Here is a 22,486-nt window from a genome sequence, read left to right on the forward strand (position 1 = left end):
CATGCAACCGACCACCCTCGACCTGTTCGCCGACACCGAACCGCAACCGCCGCGCACCGAGCAAATCGGCGAGCAGTCGTGGTTGCTGCGGGGGTTCGCCCTGCCTTGCGTCGATCGGTTGCTCCCCGCGCTGGACAGGATCCTCAAGGATGCGCCACTGCGCCACATGATGACGCCCGGCGGCTTCAGCATGTCGGTGGCCACCAGCAGCTGCGGCGCGCTGGGCTGGATCACCGACCGCAGCGGCTACCGCTACTCATCTGTGGATCCGCTAAGCGGACAGCCCTGGCCGGCGATGCCGGCGGCGTTCCACGACTTGGCGCAAGCGGCGGCGGCAGAGGCAGGATTTGCCGGATTCACGCCTGATTCCTGCCTGATCAACCGCTATATCCCCGGCGCCAAGATGTCATTGCACCAGGACAAAGACGAAAAGGACTACGCCGCACCCATCGTCTCCCTCTCGCTCGGGCTGCCGGCAACCTTTCTGTTCGGCGGCTTTGCCCGCGCCGACACAAGCCGACGGATCCCGCTGCTGCACGGCGACATGGTGATCTGGGGCGGCGTCGACCGGCTGCGCTACCACGGCGTGCTGCCGATCAAGCCCGGCCATCACCCTTGCCTGGGCGAGCAACGGCTGAACCTGACCTTCCGCTGCGCCGGATAATCGCGCAGAGTTTGACCGCAAGGCCCGGAGTGTTGCCGCCGGCGGGGCTGGTTAACCTGAATCAAACAGGTCAACGGACGAACCATCATGAAGACGCTTTCAACCCAACCGAACATTGAAGACGATCCACGCTGGGCTGCCGTCCTCGCCCGCGATCCCCGGGCGGACGGGCAGTTCGTGTATGCCGTGAAAACCACCGGCGTCTACTGCCGCCCCAGCAGCCTGGCACGCCTGCCCAAGCCGCAGAACGTCGAATTCTTCGACAACGCGCAAGAGGCCGAAGCGGCGGGCTATCGCCCCAGCAAGCGGGCGGGAAAGGATCAGAGCGACGTGGCCGCCCAGCATGCGCAAAAGGTGGCGGCGGCTTGCCGGCAGATCGAGGCGGCCGAAGACCTCCCGCCGCTCAATGAACTGGCGGAGGCCGCCGGACTGAGTCCGTTCCACTTCCACCGTGTGTTCAAGGCCGTCACCGGCCTGACGCCCAAGGGTTACGGCGCTGCCCACCGCTCGCGCAAGGTCCGGGCGCGGTTGGCGGACGGCGGTTCGGTCACCGATGCGCTCTACGGCGCCGGATTCAATTCCAACAGCCGCTTTTATGAGACCGCCGACCACATGCTGGGCATGACGCCTGGCGATTACCGTGCAGCGGGCAAGAACAACGACATCCGCTTCGCCGTCGGCCAATGCTCGCTCGGGGCGATTCTGGTGGCGCAGAGCGAACGGGGGGTCTGCGCGATTCTGCTGGGAGACGACCCGCACCAACTGGTGTGCGATCTGCAGGACAAGTTCCGCCAGGCCAACCTGATCGGCGCGGACGGCGGATTCGAGCAATTGATCGCCAGAGTCGTGGGCCTCATCGAAGCCCCGGCGCTGGGCCTCGACCTGCCGCTGGATGTGCGCGGCACGGCGTTCCAGGAGCGGGTCTGGCAGGCGCTGCGGGAGATACCGCCGGGCAGCACCGCCAGCTACGCCGACATCGCATTGCGCATCGGCGCGCCCAAGGCTGTTCGCGCCGTGGCTCAGGCGTGCGGCGCCAACAGCCTGGCGGTGGCCATTCCCTGCCATCGCGTGGTGCGCAGCGACGGCAACCTGTCGGGCTACCGTTGGGGTGTGGAGCGCAAGCGCGCGTTGCTTGAGCGCGAGACCCGGACTTAACGGACGCCGATGTAGACCGCAACCGATTCGGGGCCGGTATAGGCCTCGAAGTCGGTGGCGTAGCGCCGCTTGATCTGAGGGTTCGCTTCGAAGTAACGCCAGATCCGTCCCCACGTCGCGATGACGGCATCGGGCAACGCGCCCTGCCCTTCGAACACCAGGTATTCGCCGCTCTCGACCCGCACCGATTCGAAGTCGCCCCGTGGATCGGCGACCGCGACGCCCGCCGTCACATCGAACGCCCCGGACGCATCCGACTCATAAGCCGAGTACACGCCGTAGACCGGCGACTCGGTCAGCCTGCCGGGAATGGCCTCAGCCAGGCCTTCCTGGAAGAACCGGCCCCACATCGGGCCGATCTTCGCCGTGTGCCCGGCATGCTCGGCGTGATTGGTGGTGCGCACCCGCAATCCGGCCACCGTGAAACCATCGACATGCAGTTGTTTGAGTTCCATCGAAAGCGCCGCTCCGTGTATTCGAAGAACGGCCCCAGAGGGCCGTGATGGCGCTTACTGTGTCAGCGATTGACGTCCACCACAACCCGCCCGCGCAACTGGCCGGCCAGCAGTTTCGGCGCAGCGTCGATGGCTTCGCTCAAGGCGATTTCGTGGCTGATCAGCGGCAACAGGGCAAAATCCAGATCCCTGGCCAGACGATCCCATGCCTCGATCCGCCGGGCCTTGGGTTGGGTCACGCTGTTGATCCCGGCCAGCGTCACGCCGCGCAGGATGAACGGTGCGACCGTGGCCGGGAAATCCATGCCCTGGGCCAGCCCGCAGGCGGCGACCGTGCCTTCCGCGCGGGTAGCGGCACAGGCATTGGCCAAGGTGTGGCTGCCGACCGAATCGATCACCCCGGCCCAGCGCTCCTTGGCCAGCGGCCTGCCCGGTTCGGACAGGGTCGCCCGGTCGATGATGTCGCTCGCCCCCAGTTGCTTGAGGTATTGGTGCTCGGAAACGCGACCGGTGGACGCCACCACGCGATACCCGAGCCTGCTCAGCAAGGCGATGGCAAAACTGCCGACGCCGCCGTTGGCGCCCGTCACCAGCACTTCGCCCTGGTCCGGCGTCACGCCGTTGCGTTCCAGTGCCATGATGCACAGCATGGCCGTGTAGCCGGCGGTGCCGATGGCCATGGCCTGCGCCGCGGAAAACGCCTTCGGCAGCGGAATCAGCCAATCGCCGTTGAGCCGCGCCTTCTGCGCCAGGCCGCCCCAATGGCTTTCGCCAACGCCCCAGCCATTGAGCAGCACCGGGTCGCCGACCTTGTAGTCCGGGTGCGAACTGGCCTCCACGGTGCCCGCCAGATCGATCCCCGGCACCATCGGGAACTGGCGCACCACCGGACTGCTGCCGGTGATCGCCAGCCCGTCCTTGAAGTTCAGCGTGCTGTACGCCACGCGCACGGTCACATTGCCTTCAGGCAGTTGCCCGTCGCTGAGGGATTGCAGGCTGGCGCGGTAACCGCTGTCGTCTTTGTCGATCAGAATGCCGTTGAACATGACTGCCTCACAGGGAAGGAACTCGGGGTGTCGTGGCATTGAAATACCACACCGCAACACATTGCCACACACGACTATCCGCCAATTGGCTAATCCACCGGGTGATTCCAGTGCAGGCGACTATGCTTTCCGACGATCCCTTCACCCCCGAAGGCCTCATGTCGATGGAGCTGACAATGACCCGTCCCCGTTGGTTTCTCGCCTGTCTCATGCTGTGCCTGTTTACCTTGGGCAGCGCTTGGGCCGCGCCGGCTCCCGCGACCAAAGGCGCGGACACGGCAACCGGCGAGCCGACATGGCCGCAGGTCATCACCAGCGGCAACGCCAAGCTGACGGTCTATCAGCCGCAGCTCGACAGCTGGGACGGCTACACCCTCAAGGCCCGCGCCGCAGTCGAAGCCACCGGCGCCGACGGCAAATCGATCTACGGCATCGTCCAGTTCAGCGCCCACACGCTGGTGGACAAGGCCACCCGCTGGGTCGCCCTCGACCAGTACAACATCATCAAGGCCGACTTCCCGTCCGATGCGGGCCAGGCCGACACCTGGGTCGCGGCGCTGCAGAAGGATGCCGCCAACCGCAAGAAAACCATATCCCTCGATCAACTGGAGGCCGCTGTCGGGGTGCTCGCCGCCGAGCAGAAGGCCGACGCCGCGCCGCTGGAGAACACCCCGCCCGCCATCCTCAGTTCGGACGTCCCGGCGCTGCTGGTGTACATCGACGGCGAACCGGCCTACCGGCCGGTGGACGGCACCGGGCTGCAACGGGTGATCAACACCCGGCCGCTGCTGCTCAAGGACGGCCAGGGCAAGCACTACCTGCATGTGTTCGACGGCTGGATGGCCGCCGATCGGTTGAACGGCGACTATTCACGCCTGGCCTCGCCGCCTGCCGACCTGGAGAAGGCCAAGAAAGCCGCGATCGACAGCCGCCAGGTGGATCTGCTCACCGGCCAAGGCGATCCCAAGGACAAGGTGCCGAGCCTGGCCAAGCCGCCGCAGCCGAAAATCTTCATCGCGACCCAGCCGACCGAACTGATCGTCACCGACGGCGCCGCGCAGTGGCAGCCGATCCAGGGCACGAGCCTGCTGTATGTCAGCAACACCACCGGGCACATCTTCAAGGAGATCGGTGACCAGAACAGCTACGTGCTGATTTCCGGACGCTGGTTCCGCGCCGCCGACATGAACGGGCCGTGGACCTTCACCCCCGCCGACAAGCTGCCGGCGGACTTCGCCAACATCCCCGACGACAGCCCGAAAGAAAACGTCAAAGCCTCGGTGGCCGGCACGCCGCAGGCCAAGGAAGCGGCCATCGCCGCGACCATCCCGCAGACGTCGGCGATCAAGAAAAGCGCGGTGAAGATGACCGCCCCCGCCTTCGACGGCGAACCTCAGCTCAAGGCCATCACCGGCACCTCGCTGCAGTATGTGGTCAACAGCGCCACACCGATCATTCGGGTCGACGCCAACAGCTGGTACGCCGTGGAGAACGGCATCTGGTTCACCGCCACAAGCGTCAGCGGACCGTGGACGGTCGCAGGGTCGGTGCCGGCGGTGATCTATTCGATTCCGCCCAGCTCGCCCATGCACTACCTCACCTACGTCAAAGTCTATGAATCGAGCGGCGACACCGTGGTGGTCGGCTACACCCCCGGCTACCAGGGTTCCACGCTGGATCCGGCCACCGGCGTGGTGGTCTACGGCACCGGGTATCCGTACACGCCCTGGGTCGGCAGCGTGTGGTACGGGCCGCCGGTGACGTACGGCTTCGGCGTCGCCATCCGCTACACGCCGTGGACCGGCTGGACCTTCGGTTTCGGCTTCGGCTGGAGCTGGGGCGGCAGCACCGTGGCGATGGGCTGGGGCTGGGGCGCCTATCCGTGGTGGGGCAACTACGGCTGGGGTTATGCCTGGGGCCCGCACCTGTATCCGGCGCCGCTGGCCTGGGGCGGCGCCGCCTACGGCTACCGCGGCGGCGCCGTTGCCTGGGGCCCGGGCGGTTGGGCAGGCACCACCGGCAATATCTATAGGCAATGGGGCGACCGGGCGACGGTGAGCCGTTATGGCGCCGGCTACAACGCCTGGACCGGCAACCGCTGGGCCGGACAGGTCGGGGCCTCCTACAACTCGCGCACCGGCGTCTCGGCGGCAGGCCAGCGCGGCGCGGTGCACAACGTCTACACCGGCAACTACGCCGCCGGGCGCAGCGGCGCGGCAGTCGGCCCCGAAGGCGGCGCCATCGCCGGGCAGCGGGTCACGGCGGGCAATGCCCGCACCGGCTCCCAGGTCACGGCCAGCCGCGGCGCCGTGTACAACCCCAACACCGGCAACACCACCCAGTACGGCGGGATCCGCGGGCGCGACGGCGGCGCCGCGCGCATCGGCGACAACGTGTATGCCGGGCACGACGGCAATGTCTACAAGAAAACCGACGACGGCTGGCAATCGATGGTCAAGGGCGGCGCCACCCGCGCACCGGTCAACAACACGGCGCAACTGCAGAACCTCAACCGCGAGTCCGCCGCCCGCAACTTCGGCAATCAGCGCCTGAACGAATTCCACGATTCTTCGCGGGTGATGAACCGTTCGTTCGGTGGCGGCGGGTTCCACCGACGCTGAGGACCGCAAATCCCGGCTGGCCTTGCAGCCGGTTTTGCTGGTACAAAACCGGCTCTGCCGTCCCTGCCCGTTTTGTCGTTCGGAGAACCCTTTCCATGAGCCAATGGCTAGACACCCGCATTCTTGACCTCTTCGGCATTGAATTGCCGATCATTCAGGGCCCGATGGCCGGCGCCACGAACGCTTCCATGGTGATCGCCGCCTGCAATGCCGGCGGCCTCGGTTCGATGCCCGCCGCAATGCTGAGCATCGATCAGTTGCGTGAAGAGCTGAGAAACATCCGCCAGGGCACGTCGAAGCCGTTCAACGTCAACTTCTTCTGCCACCAGCCGCCGGCCCCCGACGAGCAGCGCGCCCGGGACTGGAAAAACCTGCTTGAGCCCTACTACCGCGAGCTGGGCGTCGATTTCGATGCACCGACCCCGGTGTCCAACCGCGCGCCCTTTGATGCGGCAGCGTGCGAGGTACTGGAAGAGTTCAAGCCTGAAGTGGTGAGCTTCCACTTCGGCCTGCCGGAGAAAACGCTGCTGGATCGGGTCAAGGCCACCGGTGCGAAGATCCTGTCGTCGGCCACCACGGTCGATGAGGCTGTCTGGCTCGAACAGAACGGCTGCGACGCGATCATCGCCATGGGCTACGAGGCCGGCGGCCATCGCGGGATGTTCCTCAGCGATGACCTGAGCAGCCAGGTCGGCACCTTTGCCCTCGTGCCGCAGGTGGTGGACGCGGTGAACGTGCCGGTGATCGCCGCCGGCGCGATTGCCGACGCGCGGGGCGTTGCCGCCGCCTTCATGCTGGGCGCATCGGCGGCGCAGGTCGGCACCGCCTATCTGTTCACGCCGGAGGCGAAGATCAGCGCCTCGCACCACAAGGCCTTGCGCACCGCCAAGGAAAGCGAGACCGCGATCACCAACCTGTTCACCGGCCGCCCGGCGCGGGGCATCCTCAACCGGGTGATGCGCGAAGTGGGCCCGATGTCGGCCAAGGCGCCGGCATTTCCGCTGGCCGGCGGTGCGCTGATGCCGCTGCGGGCCAAGGCCGAGGCGGAGTTCAGCAACCTCTGGGCCGGCCAGGCGTTCACGCTCGGGCGCGACATCGGCACCGCAGAGCTGACCCGGCAGTTGGCCGAAGGCGCATTGGCGAAACTGACGGGCCGATGATCCCGGCCGGGCGAAAGCTCGGTCCCTTCGCCCGGCACCGAATCACGCTTTCCGTTTGAAGGCGTTTCGCTATATAGTCGCCTATATAGCGAATCCCCCCTCGCATCGGCGCAGTCCGCCTCCAACAACAACTGCCCACTGCACACGCCAACCACGGAGCTGTTACATGACCATTCGTGCCTCACGTTTTGCCCCCGCTTGCCTGGCTTCCCTGATCGCCGTCTTCACCGTGGGCGCCGCCCAGGCCGATGAAGTGCAAGTGGCTGTCGCAGCGAACTTCACCGCGCCGATCCAGGCCATCGCCGCCGATTTCGAGAAGGACACCGGGCACAAACTGGTGGCCGCCTACGGCGCGACCGGCCAGTTCTACACCCAGATCAAGAACGGCGCGCCGTTCGAAGTGTTCCTGTCCGCCGACGACACCACGCCGGAAAAGCTCGAAAAGGAAGGCGACACGGTCAAGGGCTCGCGCTTCACCTACGCCATCGGCACCCTGGCGCTGTGGTCGGCCAAGGAAGGTTATGTCGACGCCAAGGGTGACGTCCTGAAGAAGAACGAGTACCAGCACCTGTCCATCGCCAACCCGAAAGCCGCGCCTTACGGCCTGGCCGCCACCCAGGTGCTGGACAAGCTGAAACTGACCGACGCCACCAAAGCCAAGATCGTCGAAGGCCAGAACATCACCCAGGCCTATCAGTTCGTGTCCACCGGCAACGCCGAGCTGGGCTTTGTCGCCCTGTCGCAGATCTACAAGGACGGCAAGGTCAGCAGCGGTTCGGCATGGATCGTTCCGGCCAGCCTGCATGATCCGATCAAGCAGGACGCGGTGATCCTGAACAAAGGCAAGGACAGCGCCGCCGCCAAGGCCCTGGTGGATTACCTCAAAGGCCCGAAAGCCGCTGCGGTGATCAAGTCCTACGGATATCAGCTGTAAATGTCGCTTTCGAGTGCCGATTTCGCGGCGATCTGGCTGACCCTGAAGCTGGCGTCCCTGACCACCGCGATCTTGCTGGTGGTCGGCACTCCGATTGCCCTGTGGTTGTCGCGCAGCCGCTCCTGGCTGCGCGGCCCCGTCGGTGCGGTGGTGGCCCTGCCCCTGGTGCTGCCGCCGACCGTCATTGGCTTCTACCTGCTGCTGGCGCTGGGCCCCAACGGGTTCATCGGCCAGTTCACCCAATGGCTGGGGTTCGGCACCCTGACGTTCAGTTTCACCGGCCTTGTGGTCGGCTCAGTGCTGTATTCCATGCCGTTCGTGGTGCAGCCGCTGCAGAACGCTTTCTCCGCCATCGGCACCCGCCCGCTGGAAGTGGCCGCGACGTTGCGCGCCAATCCCTGGGACACGTTCTTCAGCGTGATCCTGCCGCTGGCCCGCCCCGGCTTCATCACCGCCGCGATCCTCGGGTTTGCCCACACCGTCGGCGAATTCGGCGTGGTGCTGATGATCGGCGGCAACATTCCCGACAAGACCCGCGTGGTCTCGGTGCAGATCTACGACCACGTCGAGGCCATGGAATATGCACAGGCCCATTGGCTGGCCGGGGCCATGCTGGTGTTTTCGTTTTTGGTGTTGCTGGCGCTCTATTCCAGCCGCAAGACCCGCGCCGGCTGGAACTGACGGATGATCGACGCGCGCTTGACCCTCTCCTATTCCGGCTTCAGCCTGGACGTCGACCTGCATTTGCCCGGCCGCGGCGTGACGGCGCTGTTCGGCCAGTCCGGCTCAGGCAAGACCACTTGCCTGCGCTGCATCGCGGGCCTTGAGCGAGCCGAAAAAGCCTTCATCCGGATCAACGACGAAGTCTGGCAGGACAGCGACAAAGGCCTGTTCGTGCCCCCGCACAAACGGGCGCTGGGCTACGTGTTCCAGGAGGCCAGCCTGTTTCCCCACCTGTCGGTGCTGGCCAATCTGCAGTTCGGCCTCAAGCGCATCGCCCGGCGAGAGCGCCGGGTCGACCTGGGGCAAGCCACCGAACTGCTGGGGATCGGCCACTTGCTGGACCGGCATCCGCAGAACCTGTCCGGCGGCGAACGCCAGCGCGTCGGCATCGCCCGGGCGCTGCTGACCAGCCCGAAGCTGCTGCTGATGGACGAGCCTTTGGCCGCCCTCGACAGCCAGCGCAAGAACGAGATCCTGCCTTACCTGCAACGCCTGCACGACGAACTGGACATTCCGGTGCTGTACGTCAGCCACGCCCAGGATGAAGTCGCACGGCTGGCCGACCATCTGGTGCTGCTGAGCAACGGCCAGGCGCTGGCCAGCGGCCCCATCGGCGAAACCCTGGCCCGCCTCGACCTGCCGCTGGCCCAGGGCGACGATGCCGGCGTGGTGATCGAGGGCCGCGTCAGCGCCTACGACGCCGACTACCAATTGCTCAGCCTGCAATTGCCGGACACCTTGATGAACATCCGTGTGCCCCATGCGCCGATGGATATCGGCCAGCCGCTGCGCTGCAAGGTGCAGGCACGGGACATCAGCCTCTCGCTGCTCGAGCCGGAACACAGCAGCATCCTCAACCGGTTGCCGGTCACGGTGGTGAGCGAACTGGCCGGAGATAACGCGGCACACGTCCTGATCCGCCTGGATGCCGGCGGCACGCCGCTGCTGGCGCGCATCACCCGGTACTCCCGGGATCATCTCGGCGTACACCAAGGCCAGCGGCTCTGGGCGCAGATCAAGGCGGTGGCCGTGCTGGCGTAAATCGCTCGGCACGTCGGCCGGCGCGCGCGGTCAATCGGCATAACAGCCCGATTCCAGGACGTCCGACATGGCCGACACCCCCCACACCGAACCCCTGCCGCCCGGCCTGCATTACGTCGATGACAGCGGGCCCGGCATCACCCGCAAGCAGGTGCGCGGCACTTTCCGCTACTTCGACCCCGCAGGCCGGCGCATCACAGACGCGGACGAAATTCTGCGCATCAATGCCCTGGCGGTGCCGCCGGCCTACCTGGATGTGTGGATCTGCCCTGACGCCCACGGCCACCTACAAGCCACCGGACGCGATGCCCGGGGCCGCAAGCAGTACCGCTACCATCCGCGTTGGCGCGAAGTGCGCGATGCCGACAAGTACGCCCGGCTGCGCGAGTTCGGCCTGGCGCTGCCGAAACTGCGCAAACGGCTGGAAGCCATGCTGCTGCCGCCCGGTTTCAGCCGCGACAAGGTCATGGCCACGGTGATCACGCTGCTGGACACCACGCTGATCCGCGTCGGCAATGCGCAGTATGCCCGAGCCAACCGTTCGTTCGGGCTCACCACCCTGCGCAACCGGCATGTCGAGGTCAACGGCAGCGCGATCCTGTTCCAGTTCCGCGGCAAGAGCGGCATCGAGCACCGGATCACCGTCAGGGACCGGCGCCTGGCGCGGATCATCCGGCGCTGCCTGGAGCTTCCGGGACAAGACCTGTTCCAGTACCTGGACGAAAACGGGGAGCGGCACACCGTCACGTCCTCCGACATCAATGCCTGCCTGCAAGCCCTCACCGGCGCCGACTTCACCGCCAAGGACTACCGCACCTGGGCCGGCAGCGCCCTGGCGCTGGCGATTCTGCAGGAGCAGCGGTGGGCGTCCGAAACCGAAGCGAAGCACCAGGTGATGGACATGATCAAGCACGTCGCCCGCGCGCTGGGCAACACGCCGGCGGTGTGCCGCAAGTGCTACATCCACCCGGCGCTGATCGAGCGGTTCATGCTCGGCGAACTGACCGGGCTGCCGCGCCCGCGGGTGCGCAAGGGCCTGCGCGCCGAAGAGGTCGCACTGGCGATGTTCCTGGAGCGCGAAGGCGTGACGGAGGTGGTTTGAACCACTGGCCGACGAAGCGGCCTGTCCGTTTTTTGCACGTTCGGCACAGGGTTCTATAGTTGATCTGACACGAATTCGCTGTGGTGACGCCATGGAAAGCATTTTCATCGTCAAGCGCTGCAACCGGATCATCATCCACGGTCGGCGCGCCGGGGAAAGCCTGCACGAACCCGCCGAGGCCATCGGCTGGTTCCGCATCTGCGACACGCGCACCGGCGGATTCATCGGCGACGGCTACGACCTTGAGGAAGACGCCCGGCGCGAATGCCGCCGGCTCAACGAAGTCAGCTCGCCGTTACCGGCCCGATAGAACTGCGGCTGATGCGGTTCGTTTGCGGGTCTATACTGAAACCAGCTGAAGGAGCGGCGCCCCATGGCAGAGAGCTCGCGTGTCGCGGGCTTTTTGCTGCTTTGCCTTTTCCGCTCCGGTACGGCGGTTTCATGAACGGAGGTGCTCCATGTCCGAAAAAGAGTCCATCACCACCCTCCTCACCCTGCTCGACGCACGGCAGGCTCGCCTGGCGGCGGCCTGCAAGGAGATCGCCGACTGGGTCGACCATCAAGGCGGCCATCCCACCGCCCTGCGCATCCGTGATCGCCTGAACGACATCGAGAAGGACACGCCGCTGATCCGCAGCACCCTGTCCGCCCTCAAGCCTGTCGACCGGCCACTGCCACGGTTCAGATGATCCGGCAGCTCACACTGCGGTTCGTGGATGCCTGACTGTTGCGGCGCATTGCATGCCCACTGTACCTGCTTGTCTGCGGTAACCACCGGTTAGCATGAGCGCTTCCCTCAAAGGAAGCCCGACCGATGCCGGACGCCGCCAATCTCTACCTGTTCATCGCTGCCGCGCTGTTGTTGCTGATCGTTCCCGGCCCCAACATGGCGATCGTCACCAGCCATGCACTCGCCCACGGTTGGCGTGCAGGCCTTGCCGCCGCGCTGGGTATCACCCTGGCCGATGTGCTGATGACCCTCGCGGTCAGCGCCGGGCTCGGTGCACTGGTGATGAGCTGGACACCCGCCTTTGACTTGCTGCGCTGGGGCGGCGCCTGTTATCTGCTGTGGTTGGCTTGGCAGGCCCTGAAGACGGCCCCTGCCGAAGGCGAAGCGCAAGCGACGCAGGCATCGCTGCGCAAGGTGTTCGCCCAGGCCACGCTCAACAGCCTGCTGAACCCCAAGGCGCTGCTGTTCTTCATGGTGTTCCTGCCGCAGTTCGTCAGCCCGTCGGGCGCCAACATCACCTTGCAGTTGATGTTCCTTGGTGTGCTGCTGGCGCTGATCGCGCTGGTTTTCCACGCCCTGCTCGCCTGTGGCGCCGGTCACTTTCACGGGCGCCTGTCCGCCGGCCGGCTTTCGAAGCGCCTGGGAAGCTATGGCTTTGCGGCAGTCATGACCGCCCTTGCGGCGCGCCTGTTGCTGCTCGGTCGCCCGGCTTAACCCTTCAGGACGAACTCAAGAACTTCACAAAAATCAGTTCAGGGTCATCCAGGTCCAGGTTCTCTACGATGCCGCTCGCTTGATACCCAAGCCGGGTCAGCAATTGCCGCATGGGCCCGTTTGAGGCGTTGGTGGAGGTAAAGATTTTCCCTGCGCAGGTGACGCGCTCCAAATGGGTCACGATTTGCTGCCCCACACCGCAGCGCCTGTGAGTGCTCGAAACCATCACCAGAGCAATGAACCATTGCCCGAAGAACTGCCTGCTCAAGCAGCCGAAGCCGACCAAAGCGCTTTCGTCGGCGGCCTCACAGGCAACCCAGCACTCGAATGAACCCACCGCCCTTTCGATCCATTCACGGCGGCCGGCATCGTTTGCCGCCATTGGATCGATACGGAACAACCCCTCCAGATCGCTCAAGACGGCCTGCCTGATCCGCCAGCTCATGATCGTTTCCCTCCGGTCAGATGTACCAAGATGCAAAAGGCGGACTCAACCCTCACACGCCTCTCCCTGATGCCCCATGAAAGATAACCCAGTGCACTCCGGCAACGATCAAGAGAGCGCGCAGGCAGGCGCCTAAACCTCTCGCCAAGCCGCGCGGATGTACGGTCAGTGGAAATACAGGATCCATAGGCAGTAGCATTACGCCTCCACGCAACACATCCCCTGTCCTGTCTCAGGCATTTCGCCAATGATCAGGATCCTTGAAAAGCATCGGAACGATTTATTCATGGAAGTAGCCAGAACATCCCTGATGATGCGACGAATGGGTGCCTACATCGTCGACATGAGCGCAATAGTCATCACCCTTCACGGAATGAACCTGGTCGATCTTTACTTTGGATGGATTTTTCAAACGGCCGTGTACTTGCTCTACTTTGCGCTTGCCGAATGGCGCTGGAGCGGCAAGACGCCGGGTAAGTTTGTCTTCCGAATAGCCGTGATCAATGGCGCCGGCGATCCACCGACTTTTATCCAGGCGCTGATTCGGGGCATCACCCGGCACATAGAAGCGCTCTTGGGGATCATCACACTCTTTATCCTCACCCATTCCGATCGGTGCCAGCGGGTCGGCGATATGCTCGCCAGGACGTATGTGATCCCGACCAAAGACTTGGCCCAGATACAGACCGCAATTCGCGACTACCGGATTGAGTAAATGAGAAGCCCGGATGAGTCCGGGCGTTCCTCGGCTCCACGAGTCTCTCTGCCTGAGCTGCCCTTGCTCTCCCATCAGCCAACGGCGTGCAATGGCCTGTCGCGGTCAGTAAACAGACAATCAAAGGATTCAAGCCAGTACATGCGGATCATTCGAACTGGAACAGTTTTAACGGGCGAATACGCCGGCTGGAGGGTAGAGATTCAGGATGACCGCGAAGGGCAAACGGGAGGTTATTACCTGTTCCTGGTGCAAGGCGACTCAAACGGTTTCGATTCTTGGTTTGAGCGCATAGAGCAGTTGCAGCAGCAAATTTCAGAACTCGACGTTCGCTGGAGTTAGGTTCCACCTCTCTCTTTCCCGTTCAACATCAGCCGCTACAAAGGCAAATTGCGAACCGCTGTCAAAATGGCGAGCCGGAAACGAACAAGGGTTTGCATCAGCTTTCGCCCGCAAACCCTTGATTTTAGATGGTGCCCGAAGCCGGAATCGAACCGGCACGCCCTTACGAGCGGGGGATTTTAAGTCCCATGCGTCTACCAGTTTCGCCATTCGGGCGGTAGCGCGGTGTTGCCTTGCCCTTCCCCCATCCGTCTGGATGAGCGCGGGGGCAACAGAGGGGGAAATATATACATCACTCCCCTTTGAAGCAAGTTGGCAAACGCCGTTTTCAGGACTGAATGTTGCCAGCGCTGAAAATAAAAAAGCTCCGTAAATCATGGATCTACGGAGCTCATTTAAAGTGGAGGCCGAGGTCGGAATCGAACCGGCGTAGGTGGATTTGCAATCCACGCCACAAAGCCATGTAGATCAATAGGTTAGCACAAAATGCGTTCCGCAAGCTACTGATTTGTGTCGCGCTACAAAGCGCGCTCCTGCGCAGTGGCAATTGCCGTTGCGGAACACCTTTTCGCACCCAACACAACCAGGCGTGTCAGCTGCCAGGTCGCTTGAAAGCTGCCCATGAATTCGCATGAGCCCGATCAGAGACTGCGCCTTCTAGCTTGAGTGGTGGCCGCATGGTCCGCCGAAACGTATCAGGATGATCAAGGAGATGCTTTTTGGGTACTTAGGCGGTATAGCCCCCCATGATCGGCTACGACGTACCCGCCCAGATCTGGTCTGTACGATGATGGATCGGACAGGTAATTCGTCAAATCCCCATAAATAAAGGCCCATCTACCACCCACAAAGACCTGTACCAGTTACGTACCAGTAATATTTTTTTTCAAAGAATTCCGCCTCTTGCCTTGCACTCTGTAGCAATTTTTAAGCAGTCATTTTCAGCTCCCATCCAGACACTACCGACACTGTCAGAACTCACTCTCATTTTGAGGGAGTTTGGTGCAAGCCTCAGTCGCCTTCCCTTTGAACTAGCCTGCCCGCCCAGATCGAGTTGGCAATATTCGGTCCGGCTCGATGGAGGTTCTTTGATCTTTAGCACCAACACCCAACCGAACTTTTTAGTTTACCATCAATCGAAAAACAAAGAACTTACGTCATCTTGCTTTGCTGAACGGCGCTTTTTCATTTTTTTAAACTCCCCATTAACAGCCGAAAACTCTCTCACACAAAAATCAGCAAGACCTGACTCAGCAATAAGCTTAAGCAACTCCGGATCAAAACTGTCAATATCATCCAATCCCAATTCGCCATCGAATTCGTCTAATCGCCGGGCCAAAGCCTGATCTTTTTCAACTTTTTTCGTTGAATATCGCGGCTGAATGTCGTACAAACGCAGGACGACATCAACGAGAGCCTCATTAATATTAAGTTCAGCATTACCTAAAAACGCAACATCTTTGCTTCCTTCATTATCAAAAGAACAAACTCCATTATACAATGCCGCTAATAGTTTAACTCGCCCAAGATCGCTTTTAGGTGCAGGATCATACTGTTCAAAAAGAGATGTGAGAGCAGGAATTAACCAAGCCTCCTCAAGCATTCCTTTATTAATATCAAACACCATCGGAATTACATCATCTCTCTGATTTGAAAATGCAATCTTTTGAATCAATTCAAACTTTCGACTACCTGAAAAGTCCACCAAAAAAAGTGCCGTAAAGTACTCTTGGAATGACCTGTGTGTGAAAGCTATATTTAGCCCATCACGCTGCATGATACAGATATTATCAAGTAAATCATTGAGAAAATCTTTTTCAGATGTACTGACGCCGCTTAACTTCACAGCCTTTGACACATAGGAAACAGCGTTTGCATTGTCAAATGCGTATTTCTTCTCCGCATAGCTTAGAGCACAAAACGCAGACAAAACTTTTTTAAAATCATCAATCGGCAAACCAGTAAAAGACTTTCTTTTGAATAGACTTTTCAACGAGTCATGCTTATTGAAGAGTGTCTGGAAAGCTTGCTCGTAAAACAAATGAATCTTATTAGGGATCTCGGCGAACTGTTCATAAGTTAACAACATCATGGTAAGCAACAAAGGATTTTCCGCAAAACTTCTATGCCTCTCAAACAACGAAAGCTCTAATTCCTGCAAAAATTTCTTCTTTATTTCCACATCATAATTTAATTTACCTACCAGAGACTTCGCCTTCTTTAAGTCTAAAGGACGCATATCATATTGGTAAAAGGCCTCCCATGATGAAAAACGACCATCTGGCCTACTAGATACAAGAATCATAACATTAATATATTTATTGGATATATTTAAAAGCTCAGCTTCAAATTTATCCCTTTTATCTAGGGCCAACTCATCAAACCCATCAAAAATCAATAAAACCTTACCTAGCTTCATCGACCCTTCAAGTTGCTCCAAGGAGAATCCCGACTCAAAATCAGCCAACATACTGCACAAGTAAACAAGGACTGAAGTTTCGGGAATGGAGTTGAGATGTCGAAGCTCTATAAATACAGGAAAAACACCTCGCGGGCGCTCGATCAAGTCCATAAAGATACTCTTACAAAATGTAGACTTACCCGACCCCGCACTACCATTAATTATAATCCGCTGCTTTACCTCTATAAGATCTAAAACTTTTGACTCAGAAAGCACCTCTTTAGCCCCACTTAAAAGATCCGTACGGACGTAAAAATCTCGTAAAGGAACCGGCTCCCCTCTATACAAGAGAGTTTTCGTTTTTGAATACCTATCATAATGATTTAAAATATATTTAGTGAAACACACATCTAAATTTACTTTAAGTTTGTCTACTACGGATTTTGAAAGCGCCTTAGCCCCAGAAAATATTGGCGCTCCAAACTGCTTTACCAACTCAGGAACAATTTTATTTATATCCAACTCTGAAGACATACCCACTCCTTATGAAAATATTACACACATCAAAGCATAACGCCTTCAAACCTTTGAATACCAACCTCTCAAGCGTTGCTTCAACCCGTCAGCAGATGATCCATCATAATTACTCAACGACCCGCTCCAAACTCAACAGGCTAATTATTCCGTGCCTAAGCCTTAGTCATTTCTCGGCGCGGAAACGTAAACCACATAGACGTAGGTTTTGAAAGGCTTTTCTTCAGCGAAAGCCCCCTTGGATAGAGCGTGCCGGCGCCGAGAATGGATAAACCGATTTTCTTCAGCATGGGATTCCTCCGTCATCCTAATTGATAGCCCGATGCTATCAGTCCATTTCGTGGCTGTCTCACCTGATTAGGTTGTATTTCCGCCGGATATCGCTGAGCCCGACGAGTCGTTCCTGAGAAACCCTACCCACCTTCCAGCCTCACCGATCCAGCACCCTCAATACCCCAATCTACGCCACACCCGCAGCACTCTTTGGCCGTTTCTCCGCCGCACCATGATGGATTGGGCATAGCCCACCCGCTCGGCCCTGTTCTAGCGTCTCTTCCGACATTCCAGCCTTTCTCTTGTAGCAATTTCTAAGCAACCAACGCCCTTTCGACACGCTATGCTGAGCCAGTCTTGAAGGGAGGCGATGCCATGCCAGATGAATATTCGTTATCAGATGTGCTGGAAAGGATCTACCAGAATCAGCTTGGATTGGAGGCAGCACTCATGGAGTTGACGCTTCAAGCTGAAAGGCAGGGACTGACCGAAGTCGGGGAAAATGTTCGTGGAAGCTTGTGGAAGATTGGAGAGAACGCCGGCCACATCAGACAAGGCCTGGCAAAGCTTCGGAGTAAAAATCTTTGAGAGTCGACACTCTACATCCGAGAAAGCTGTGGAGGATCAGAATTTGAGCCCCTTCTGCTGGCATCCGTGAACAGCTGCAACTGGCCAAGAGGCTCCTGTGGCGTAAGGCAGCTAACGGCCAGAAGCTGCCGCTTAATGGTGTCTATCAAGCCCGGGGCGCTTCACTTTGATCATTGTTCAACGCCCGCTTTGTTTTGGGCTTTTTTTCTTTTCGTCGAATAGATGTCAACCATACGCTATCGCCGCCAATGTAGGTCGCAAGGAAAACGAGGAGAATGTATACAAAAAAAGCGAATTAATTAATCGAGTGACGAAGAATAGTCCGATCTATTTTTTCAAATTATACTAGACCAAGAAGGCAGCAAATCCAACCTGCCGCCACTCCCTGAGCGAGTACAATTATTATCATTTTTTGCTAGACGAAAAATCTGCCGTGAAGCTGCTCATAATCTTTCGAGTAGTTTTCAATCAAGCTTGTGAATCTGCTCAGTGCAGAGTCGATGGTGCATCTGGTTTCTTTGTTTGTATCTAGCATCTGATTGATGGTTAAGGCAACGAGTCCAGAATGCTTTCCAGGAATATTGGATAGTTTCTCTAGCTGAATAGGCTCTAGAAGATTTTCGTTCGTCACAAGTGGATTCCTGCCAGTATACATTTGCGCAAAAACAAGGCCAAGTTGAAATATATCGGACCTCAAATCAAGATTTGATTCTTGTTTTGCATATGAGATTAACTCGGGTGTTCTGTAGAAACGCGGCATGGCGAAATACCCCTCAAAGTCTACTAAATCCTCACTATCGACTTCGGGTTCTATTTTTTTGATCAGTCCAAAATCGCCAAGATATGCCGTTAGATTATCAATAAATATATTTTGCGGCTTAATATCTCTATGGATGATATTTTGTTTATGGAGAGCTTGCAAAGCAGACAAAAGCTGGCAGGAAAACAGCAAAGCTTTTCCAAAATCCAGCTGACCGTTTCCAAGCTCGCCATGCATGGTTTTCGGCATGAAATCTTGAACTACGAAGGGGCGATCAGCAAAAGTACCTTCATCCAAAAGTCTCATTAAATTCGGATGATTCGCCTCCCGAAGAAACAACGCCTCTTGCAAAAATCGTTCCCTTCTTTTAGTGGAGGACATCTTATGAAAAACTTTAAGAGCAAAAAAACCACCTCTAAGAGGCCCGCCGGTACCCATTACCAGAAATGCCGTTCCATTACCACCCTTACCAAGAAACTTAAAATTCTTAAACCAGTTCTCGGAGGTTTTAATCGCCTTGTACTGTTCTAGATAAAAATTGTCGCCTATAACTTCCGATGTCATATTGTGCCTTTTGTTTACTTTAAGAAGCTAACTTAATCCCTATAGGGCGGGGCCAACAAAATACGATTAAGATTTACGACCCCACCAATTACTTCCAGTAACTATGTATTCTTTAGAAAAAAACTCACCTTCTTGACTCAGGAGCAAAATTTGGTCGACACTGAGCGGAACCACTTTAAGCTGATTTAAAGGATCAATAGGATTGATGAGTCGCTCAAACTGAGGGCTAAGAGTTTCAAAAGTTCCATCACTGAAACTCAACCTAAGTCGCCGCTCATCCTGATCTAAAAATATTTCAAACTTTCTTGTAGTTGTTGAGTAACCGTCATATATTTCCCCACAGCCACCTGCAAATTCAGATAGAAACTTCGGGGCAGCCCCCTTCTCTACACTCAGCGTGAGATTTACTTCCCCGTCAAGGCCGCGTGTTTTTTTGAGCGAGGTATAAATTTTATAAATATTAGCCACTTTTTCTTCCTTGATTTTAAGCATCTATGCAGATCAAGATGCACTTACTATTATCATGGTTTGACTTTGCACGGTTTTACCAGCTTGAGATGCAAGTCAGCAGTCGCCAACAGATGGTGCCAGCCCGTAGTCGTCGCTGGCAATAGGCAGCTATGGGTCGAAAGCAGCCTTTTGTTACTGGCAACTTCTGGCCGATAGCAGCCCCTTACGGGCGACCGCTTTCGGCCGTAGGCTGCCGTCATTGCAGCTCGTCGCCTCACCATCGCTTACCGCCTTGCCTCGATTACTGTATATCCAAACAGCACGCAACAAGGCCCTACTGTGGATCCCACCGAAATCGAAAACACCGACGACTGGCTCGGCTGCCCAACACCGCTCGAAACCTGCCGGCACCAGCTCAGGATGTACGAGAACGAGTTCGAGGAACTGTCCCTGCAACTACGCCAGCAGCGGGAGCGGATTTTCAAGCTTGTTCAGATGCACGCCGAAGCGGCGGCCGAATGCGAAAAGCTCAGGGCGCAACTAGCCCAGGCGGTCAAGGCAGCGGAAGAAGCCAGCCGCCGCGCCTGCGACATAGAGACCAAGAGCAACTGGGAGTTGATGGCGAGCAACAAGCACATCAGCCACCTGACTGAAAGGCTGGAAGCTGCGACCGGGATCTCCGTGAGAACGGGACAGCCAATCGACCGCAGATCGGACTCACGCCAGCCATAGCCTTCAGTTCGACATCCAATGCATCACTGCCAGTACAACTGCGACCCAGACGATCGTCATCAGGACGATGTATCCCGCGAGTTGCTTATCCATAGGCGCTTCGGTGTTGATGAACTATTGAGAGTGATTTACTTATGACCGACCTGAAGCACATTCGATCCCTGCTCTAGGGCTCGGATGTAGCCCTGGCACGCTTTCAGCGCGATTAGCCCCCGGTCGCCTTCGTCTGTGATGGCGACAATTCGTTGAGCATGCGCCGGGTTAAGTTCGGCTCTTGCGGGGCCATGAACCACGCCGCCGGTGGCGGTGGTGGCTGGCACCGCACTGTTGCCGCCGGCATCGACGGGGGCGAGTAGGACTGACAGGCGCAGATCAGCAGTGGCAAGGCGGTCGCGCAGGCGACCTTGATCACGTTGGGCATCGCTCAAGGCTCGGTAGTGGGTTTGCTCGCTGGTCGCCAGGCGCTGCTCCAGCACCTGGCGTTTGTCCTGTTCGGCCTGCTGCGCGGCGGTAGCGGCCAGGGTCAGTTGGTTGAGAGCTTCAGTCTGCAGGCGTGCCTGCTCCACCAACTGCTCGCCGTAACGCCAGTCCTGCACCTGCCAGGCCAGTGCGGCGGATCCGCCGGCAACGGAGGCCAGCAGCACGCCCATGGCCAGCAGCCGGTACGGCGCCGGGATCAATTCGCCGAGGCGCATAGCACTGCCCTCGCCCGCTCCCACAACTGCAGACGATCCTGCAGGCCGTTCAGCCCGCCGTTGATCTTGCGGGTGATCTCCTCGAACTCGCCCTGGTCCGCCAAGGCATTCAGCCCGCGAACCCACCAGAACCAGGCGGCCGACTCGGCGGCCCACTGAGGCAGCTCCAGCAACTCAGGGGTGCGCAGCAGACGCTCGTCGCCGAACAGCGCCAGACTGCAGCGCAGGTAGTTGTTGTGGCCGGTGACCTGGATCAGCCCCCGGCCCCGGTAGCGCTGGCCGTCGCCGTCGGCCTCGGGCGTATTGCCCAGTCTCGCGGCCAGGGTGCCGATGTCGTACTTGCTCAGGTACTGGTCGCCGCCCAGCTCGCGCACATAGTTGAGCTGGCCCGACTCGTGCCCGACCTGGGCCAGGAACGCGGCCTGCCGCCGGGGCGTGTCGATCTGCCGGTGAACCATTGCCGCGTTGAGCGCGGAAACAAAAACGCCTGCTTGGCGGCGGGCGTTGGGCATGATGCGTTGCAGCTGTTGTTCCGTCAGTGACATGGGGTTCTCCTCGTCTTTGGGGATGCGGCGCGACTGCTAGAGCTGAACGACCTTCAGATCCTTCGCCGCCTTTTTCTTCTTGCCTTTGGCTTTCGCCTTGCCCTTCTTGCCGCCGTTGCACTCGACCGTCGTGCTCCAGCCGGCCTGGGTGAATACTTGCTCCACCGAGTCGACCAGGTACTCGCCGTCGAGCCCGACCTTGAAGCCCTGGGCGTTGATCGTCCGTTCGGCGAACAGGTCGGTGCGTCCCGCCATCTCCAGCCGAACGCCGGCCGTGGAGCGGTTGAACGCGGTGAGGCGGGCCTGGGCCGCCGCTTCGGCGGCAGACTTGTTCGGGTGGATGTGGCGGTCGGTGTGCACCGGCGGCAGGCCGTCCGGCGACTCGTCGTTGTCGAGGGTGACCACGGCGAGCTTGCCGGTCTTCTTGTCCTGGTGCTTGGCGGAGACCGCCTTGTGGGTGTTGCGATCCCCCAGCCTGAACTGGAACCGGCCGACGTCAGGGCGCTGGATCGTCACCACGCCAAACGCCTTGCCCGAGGCGCTCTGCCCGCCTTGGCGCGGCATGACCAGCAGCTTGCCGTCGGCGACCTTCGCCGTGCAGTCGTACTGCTTGGCTAGCCGGGTGATGAAGTTGAAGTCCGACTCGTTGAGCTGGTCGGCTCGCGGCACCTTGGTCTGCACCGGGCACACCGCCTGCCATCCGTTTCGGGCGGCGACGTCGGCGACGATCCGCGACAGCGGCACGTTCTCCCAGCTGCCGCTGCGGGTGGTCTTGCCGCTGCCGCGCATGTCGCTGGCCTTGCCGGTGATCACCAGCGTGTCCGGCGGACCGGACAGCTCGATCTCGTCGACGACGTAGCGGCCGATGCGGGTCAGCTTGGTTTCCGCGTAGCCCAGGTAGATCTCGATGCTGGCCCCGCGAGGAGGCAGCACCACCGCGCCGTCGCGGTCATCGATGCGCAGTTCGAACTCGTCGGACTCCATGCCAGGCTTGTCGGTGGTCTTGAGCTGCAGCAGCCGGTCGTTGATGCGCTGGGTGATGTCGGCGCCGTCGGCGACGACGCGAAAGGTTGGGGTCATGATTCCATCCAAAGGAA

25 protein-coding genes and 1 tRNA gene are annotated in these 22,486 nt (G+C 59.5%); 15 read left to right on the forward strand and 11 right to left on the reverse strand.

The genetic code is table 11. The features are described from left to right. Position 1 precedes the first annotated feature (1 nt). Both alkB and ada read left to right on the forward strand, forming a co-directional pair. Complete coding sequence (gene alkB / locus ACIP0B_RS07445) at positions 2 to 664, forward strand: DNA oxidative demethylase AlkB (protein WP_400830971.1); 663 nt, start codon at positions 2 to 4, stop codon at positions 662 to 664. 87 nt (positions 665 to 751) lie between these two features. Further along, complete coding sequence (gene ada, locus ACIP0B_RS07450; RefSeq protein ID WP_400830876.1) at positions 752 to 1,819, forward strand: bifunctional DNA-binding transcriptional regulator/O6-methylguanine-DNA methyltransferase Ada; 1,068 nt, start codon at positions 752 to 754, stop codon at positions 1,817 to 1,819. On the opposite strand, the gene ACIP0B_RS07455 is transcribed toward ada, so the two are convergent. Next, entirely contained in the window at positions 1,816 to 2,274 is a 459-nt protein-coding gene (locus ACIP0B_RS07455; RefSeq protein WP_400830877.1) for a GyrI-like domain-containing protein, read from the reverse strand. The genes ada and ACIP0B_RS07455 overlap by 4 nt on opposite strands. Before the next feature lie 62 nt (positions 2,275 to 2,336). After that, positions 2,337 to 3,320, reverse strand: coding sequence for an MDR family oxidoreductase (locus tag ACIP0B_RS07460; RefSeq protein WP_400830878.1), 984 nt, complete (start codon positions 3,318 to 3,320; stop codon positions 2,337 to 2,339). 176 nt (positions 3,321 to 3,496) lie between these two features. Here ACIP0B_RS07460 and ACIP0B_RS07465 point away from each other — a divergent pair, with 176 nt between their 5' ends. From ACIP0B_RS07465 to ACIP0B_RS07505, 9 genes are all read left to right on the forward strand, one after another. Next, positions 3,497 to 5,941 carry an autotransporter gene (locus ACIP0B_RS07465; protein WP_400830880.1) on the forward strand — a complete coding sequence of 815 codons (2,445 nt, stop codon included), beginning with the start codon at positions 3,497 to 3,499 and terminating at the stop codon, positions 5,939 to 5,941. Positions 5,942 to 6,036: 95 nt separating this feature from the next. Next, positions 6,037 to 7,101, forward strand: coding sequence for an NAD(P)H-dependent flavin oxidoreductase (locus ACIP0B_RS07470; protein ID WP_400830881.1), 1,065 nt, complete (start codon positions 6,037 to 6,039; stop codon positions 7,099 to 7,101). 166 nt (positions 7,102 to 7,267) lie between these two features. Beyond that, the gene (gene modA, locus ACIP0B_RS07475; RefSeq protein ID WP_400830882.1) at positions 7,268 to 8,035 is read left to right on the forward strand and encodes a molybdate ABC transporter substrate-binding protein; all 768 of its coding nucleotides are present in this window, start codon (positions 7,268 to 7,270) and stop codon (positions 8,033 to 8,035) included. After that, the gene (gene modB / locus ACIP0B_RS07480; RefSeq protein WP_400830884.1) at positions 8,036 to 8,716 is read left to right on the forward strand and encodes a molybdate ABC transporter permease subunit; all 681 of its coding nucleotides are present in this window, start codon (positions 8,036 to 8,038) and stop codon (positions 8,714 to 8,716) included. Between the two features lie 3 nt (positions 8,717 to 8,719). Further along, complete coding sequence (gene modC, locus ACIP0B_RS07485; protein ID WP_400830885.1) at positions 8,720 to 9,799, forward strand: molybdenum ABC transporter ATP-binding protein; 1,080 nt, start codon at positions 8,720 to 8,722, stop codon at positions 9,797 to 9,799. Between the two features lie 67 nt (positions 9,800 to 9,866). Further along, on the forward strand, positions 9,867 to 10,901 hold the full coding sequence (locus ACIP0B_RS07490) for a DNA topoisomerase IB (RefSeq protein WP_400830887.1): 1,035 nt from the start codon (positions 9,867 to 9,869) through the stop codon (positions 10,899 to 10,901). Positions 10,902 to 10,992: 91 nt separating this feature from the next. Beyond that, positions 10,993 to 11,211 carry a hypothetical protein gene (locus tag ACIP0B_RS07495; RefSeq protein ID WP_400830888.1) on the forward strand — a complete coding sequence of 73 codons (219 nt, stop codon included), beginning with the start codon at positions 10,993 to 10,995 and terminating at the stop codon, positions 11,209 to 11,211. Positions 11,212 to 11,359: 148 nt separating this feature from the next. Next, on the forward strand, positions 11,360 to 11,590 hold the full coding sequence (locus ACIP0B_RS07500) for a hypothetical protein (RefSeq protein ID WP_085583945.1): 231 nt from the start codon (positions 11,360 to 11,362) through the stop codon (positions 11,588 to 11,590). Positions 11,591 to 11,715: 125 nt separating this feature from the next. Further along, positions 11,716 to 12,345: a LysE family translocator gene (locus ACIP0B_RS07505; protein WP_400830889.1), complete on the forward strand. Its 630-nt coding sequence runs from the start codon at positions 11,716 to 11,718 to the stop codon at positions 12,343 to 12,345. Between the two features lie 4 nt (positions 12,346 to 12,349). Here ACIP0B_RS07505 and ACIP0B_RS07510 read toward each other — a convergent pair whose 3' ends face one another. After that, positions 12,350 to 12,790 (reverse strand): GNAT family N-acetyltransferase, encoded by a 441-nt coding sequence (locus tag ACIP0B_RS07510; RefSeq protein WP_400830890.1) that lies wholly within the window; start codon positions 12,788 to 12,790, stop codon positions 12,350 to 12,352. Between the two features lie 286 nt (positions 12,791 to 13,076). Between ACIP0B_RS07510 and ACIP0B_RS07515 the strand changes: the two genes are divergently transcribed. Further along, positions 13,077 to 13,505 (forward strand): RDD family protein, encoded by a 429-nt coding sequence (locus ACIP0B_RS07515; protein ID WP_400830892.1) that lies wholly within the window; start codon positions 13,077 to 13,079, stop codon positions 13,503 to 13,505. 141 nt (positions 13,506 to 13,646) lie between these two features. Then, positions 13,647 to 13,847: a hypothetical protein gene (locus ACIP0B_RS07520; RefSeq protein ID WP_400830893.1), complete on the forward strand. Its 201-nt coding sequence runs from the start codon at positions 13,647 to 13,649 to the stop codon at positions 13,845 to 13,847. A 129-nt stretch (positions 13,848 to 13,976) separates the two neighbouring features. On the opposite strand, the gene ACIP0B_RS07525 is transcribed toward ACIP0B_RS07520, so the two are convergent. The 3 genes from ACIP0B_RS07525 to ACIP0B_RS07535 all read right to left on the reverse strand — a co-directional run bounded on the left by ACIP0B_RS07525 (position 13,977) and on the right by ACIP0B_RS07535 (position 17,072). Next, positions 13,977 to 14,063, reverse strand: a tRNA-Leu gene (locus tag ACIP0B_RS07525). Positions 14,064 to 14,979: 916 nt separating this feature from the next. Then, on the reverse strand, positions 14,980 to 16,782 hold the full coding sequence (locus ACIP0B_RS07530) for an NACHT domain-containing protein (RefSeq protein ID WP_400830895.1): 1,803 nt from the start codon (positions 16,780 to 16,782) through the stop codon (positions 14,980 to 14,982). Positions 16,783 to 16,937: 155 nt separating this feature from the next. Then, positions 16,938 to 17,072 carry a hypothetical protein gene (locus ACIP0B_RS07535; RefSeq protein ID WP_400830896.1) on the reverse strand — a complete coding sequence of 45 codons (135 nt, stop codon included), beginning with the start codon at positions 17,070 to 17,072 and terminating at the stop codon, positions 16,938 to 16,940. A gap of 358 nt (positions 17,073 to 17,430) precedes the next feature. Here ACIP0B_RS07535 and ACIP0B_RS07540 point away from each other — a divergent pair, with 358 nt between their 5' ends. After that, entirely contained in the window at positions 17,431 to 17,643 is a 213-nt protein-coding gene (locus ACIP0B_RS07540) for a hypothetical protein (RefSeq protein ID WP_400830898.1), read from the forward strand. 415 nt (positions 17,644 to 18,058) lie between these two features. Here ACIP0B_RS07540 and ACIP0B_RS07545 read toward each other — a convergent pair whose 3' ends face one another. Next, complete coding sequence (locus tag ACIP0B_RS07545) at positions 18,059 to 18,967, reverse strand: protein kinase (protein ID WP_400830899.1); 909 nt, start codon at positions 18,965 to 18,967, stop codon at positions 18,059 to 18,061. A gap of 66 nt (positions 18,968 to 19,033) precedes the next feature. Continuing rightward, positions 19,034 to 19,459: a hypothetical protein gene (locus ACIP0B_RS07550; protein ID WP_400830900.1), complete on the reverse strand. Its 426-nt coding sequence runs from the start codon at positions 19,457 to 19,459 to the stop codon at positions 19,034 to 19,036. A gap of 297 nt (positions 19,460 to 19,756) precedes the next feature. Between ACIP0B_RS07550 and ACIP0B_RS07555 the strand changes: the two genes are divergently transcribed. Continuing rightward, entirely contained in the window at positions 19,757 to 20,149 is a 393-nt protein-coding gene (locus ACIP0B_RS07555; RefSeq protein WP_400830902.1) for a hypothetical protein, read from the forward strand. Between the two features lie 128 nt (positions 20,150 to 20,277). Here ACIP0B_RS07555 and ACIP0B_RS07560 read toward each other — a convergent pair whose 3' ends face one another. From ACIP0B_RS07560 to ACIP0B_RS07570, 3 genes are read right to left on the reverse strand one after another with little or no spacing between them, the layout of a single operon-like run. Next, a complete protein-coding gene (locus tag ACIP0B_RS07560) occupies positions 20,278 to 20,844 on the reverse strand; it encodes a lysis protein (protein WP_400830903.1) in 567 nt (188 codons plus the stop codon). After that, positions 20,826 to 21,389, reverse strand: coding sequence for a glycoside hydrolase family 19 protein (locus tag ACIP0B_RS07565; protein ID WP_400830905.1), 564 nt, complete (start codon positions 21,387 to 21,389; stop codon positions 20,826 to 20,828). The genes ACIP0B_RS07560 and ACIP0B_RS07565 overlap by 19 nt, the downstream gene beginning before the upstream one ends. A gap of 36 nt (positions 21,390 to 21,425) precedes the next feature. Then, positions 21,426 to 22,469, reverse strand: coding sequence for a phage late control D family protein (locus tag ACIP0B_RS07570; protein WP_400830906.1), 1,044 nt, complete (start codon positions 22,467 to 22,469; stop codon positions 21,426 to 21,428). Positions 22,470 to 22,486 lie beyond the last annotated feature (17 nt).

Origin of the sequence: Pseudomonas sp. NPDC089534, from assembly GCF_044749305.1 — a bacterium.
Lineage (GTDB): Bacteria > Pseudomonadota > Gammaproteobacteria > Pseudomonadales > Pseudomonadaceae > Aquipseudomonas > Aquipseudomonas ekonensis.

Bases quoted from the DNA above. Each gene is read 5' to 3' on its own strand.
- ACIP0B_RS07455 (WP_400830877.1), bottom strand. From the start codon at position 2,274: ATGGAACTCAAACAACTGCATGTCGATGGTTTCACGGTGGCCGGATTG.
- ACIP0B_RS07540 (WP_400830898.1), top strand. From the start codon at position 17,431: ATGCCAGATGAATATTCGTTATCAGATGTGCTGGAAAGGATCTACCAG.
- ACIP0B_RS07560 (WP_400830903.1), bottom strand. From the start codon at position 20,844: ATGCGCCTCGGCGAATTGATCCCGGCGCCGTACCGGCTGCTGGCCATG.
- ACIP0B_RS07535 (WP_400830896.1), bottom strand. From the start codon at position 17,072: ATGCTGAAGAAAATCGGTTTATCCATTCTCGGCGCCGGCACGCTCTAT.
- ACIP0B_RS07545 (WP_400830899.1), bottom strand. From the start codon at position 18,967: ATGACATCGGAAGTTATAGGCGACAATTTTTATCTAGAACAGTACAAG.
- ACIP0B_RS07505 (WP_400830889.1), top strand. From the start codon at position 11,716: ATGCCGGACGCCGCCAATCTCTACCTGTTCATCGCTGCCGCGCTGTTG.
- ACIP0B_RS07490 (WP_400830887.1), top strand. From the start codon at position 9,867: ATGGCCGACACCCCCCACACCGAACCCCTGCCGCCCGGCCTGCATTAC.
- ACIP0B_RS07550 (WP_400830900.1), bottom strand. From the start codon at position 19,459: ATGCTTAAAATCAAGGAAGAAAAAGTGGCTAATATTTATAAAATTTAT.
- modA (WP_400830882.1), top strand. From the start codon at position 7,268: ATGACCATTCGTGCCTCACGTTTTGCCCCCGCTTGCCTGGCTTCCCTG.
- ACIP0B_RS07465 (WP_400830880.1), top strand. From the start codon at position 3,497: ATGACCCGTCCCCGTTGGTTTCTCGCCTGTCTCATGCTGTGCCTGTTT.
- modB (WP_400830884.1), top strand. From the start codon at position 8,036: ATGTCGCTTTCGAGTGCCGATTTCGCGGCGATCTGGCTGACCCTGAAG.
- ACIP0B_RS07470 (WP_400830881.1), top strand. From the start codon at position 6,037: ATGAGCCAATGGCTAGACACCCGCATTCTTGACCTCTTCGGCATTGAA.
- ACIP0B_RS07460 (WP_400830878.1), bottom strand. From the start codon at position 3,320: ATGTTCAACGGCATTCTGATCGACAAAGACGACAGCGGTTACCGCGCC.
- ACIP0B_RS07530 (WP_400830895.1), bottom strand. From the start codon at position 16,782: ATGTCTTCAGAGTTGGATATAAATAAAATTGTTCCTGAGTTGGTAAAG.
- ada (WP_400830876.1), top strand. From the start codon at position 752: ATGAAGACGCTTTCAACCCAACCGAACATTGAAGACGATCCACGCTGG.
- alkB (WP_400830971.1), top strand. From the start codon at position 2: ATGCAACCGACCACCCTCGACCTGTTCGCCGACACCGAACCGCAACCG.
- ACIP0B_RS07570 (WP_400830906.1), bottom strand. From the start codon at position 22,469: ATGACCCCAACCTTTCGCGTCGTCGCCGACGGCGCCGACATCACCCAG.
- ACIP0B_RS07565 (WP_400830905.1), bottom strand. From the start codon at position 21,389: ATGTCACTGACGGAACAACAGCTGCAACGCATCATGCCCAACGCCCGC.
- ACIP0B_RS07495 (WP_400830888.1), top strand. From the start codon at position 10,993: ATGGAAAGCATTTTCATCGTCAAGCGCTGCAACCGGATCATCATCCAC.
- ACIP0B_RS07515 (WP_400830892.1), top strand. From the start codon at position 13,077: ATGGAAGTAGCCAGAACATCCCTGATGATGCGACGAATGGGTGCCTAC.
- ACIP0B_RS07510 (WP_400830890.1), bottom strand. From the start codon at position 12,790: ATGAGCTGGCGGATCAGGCAGGCCGTCTTGAGCGATCTGGAGGGGTTG.
- ACIP0B_RS07500 (WP_085583945.1), top strand. From the start codon at position 11,360: ATGTCCGAAAAAGAGTCCATCACCACCCTCCTCACCCTGCTCGACGCA.
- ACIP0B_RS07520 (WP_400830893.1), top strand. From the start codon at position 13,647: ATGCGGATCATTCGAACTGGAACAGTTTTAACGGGCGAATACGCCGGC.
- modC (WP_400830885.1), top strand. From the start codon at position 8,720: ATGATCGACGCGCGCTTGACCCTCTCCTATTCCGGCTTCAGCCTGGAC.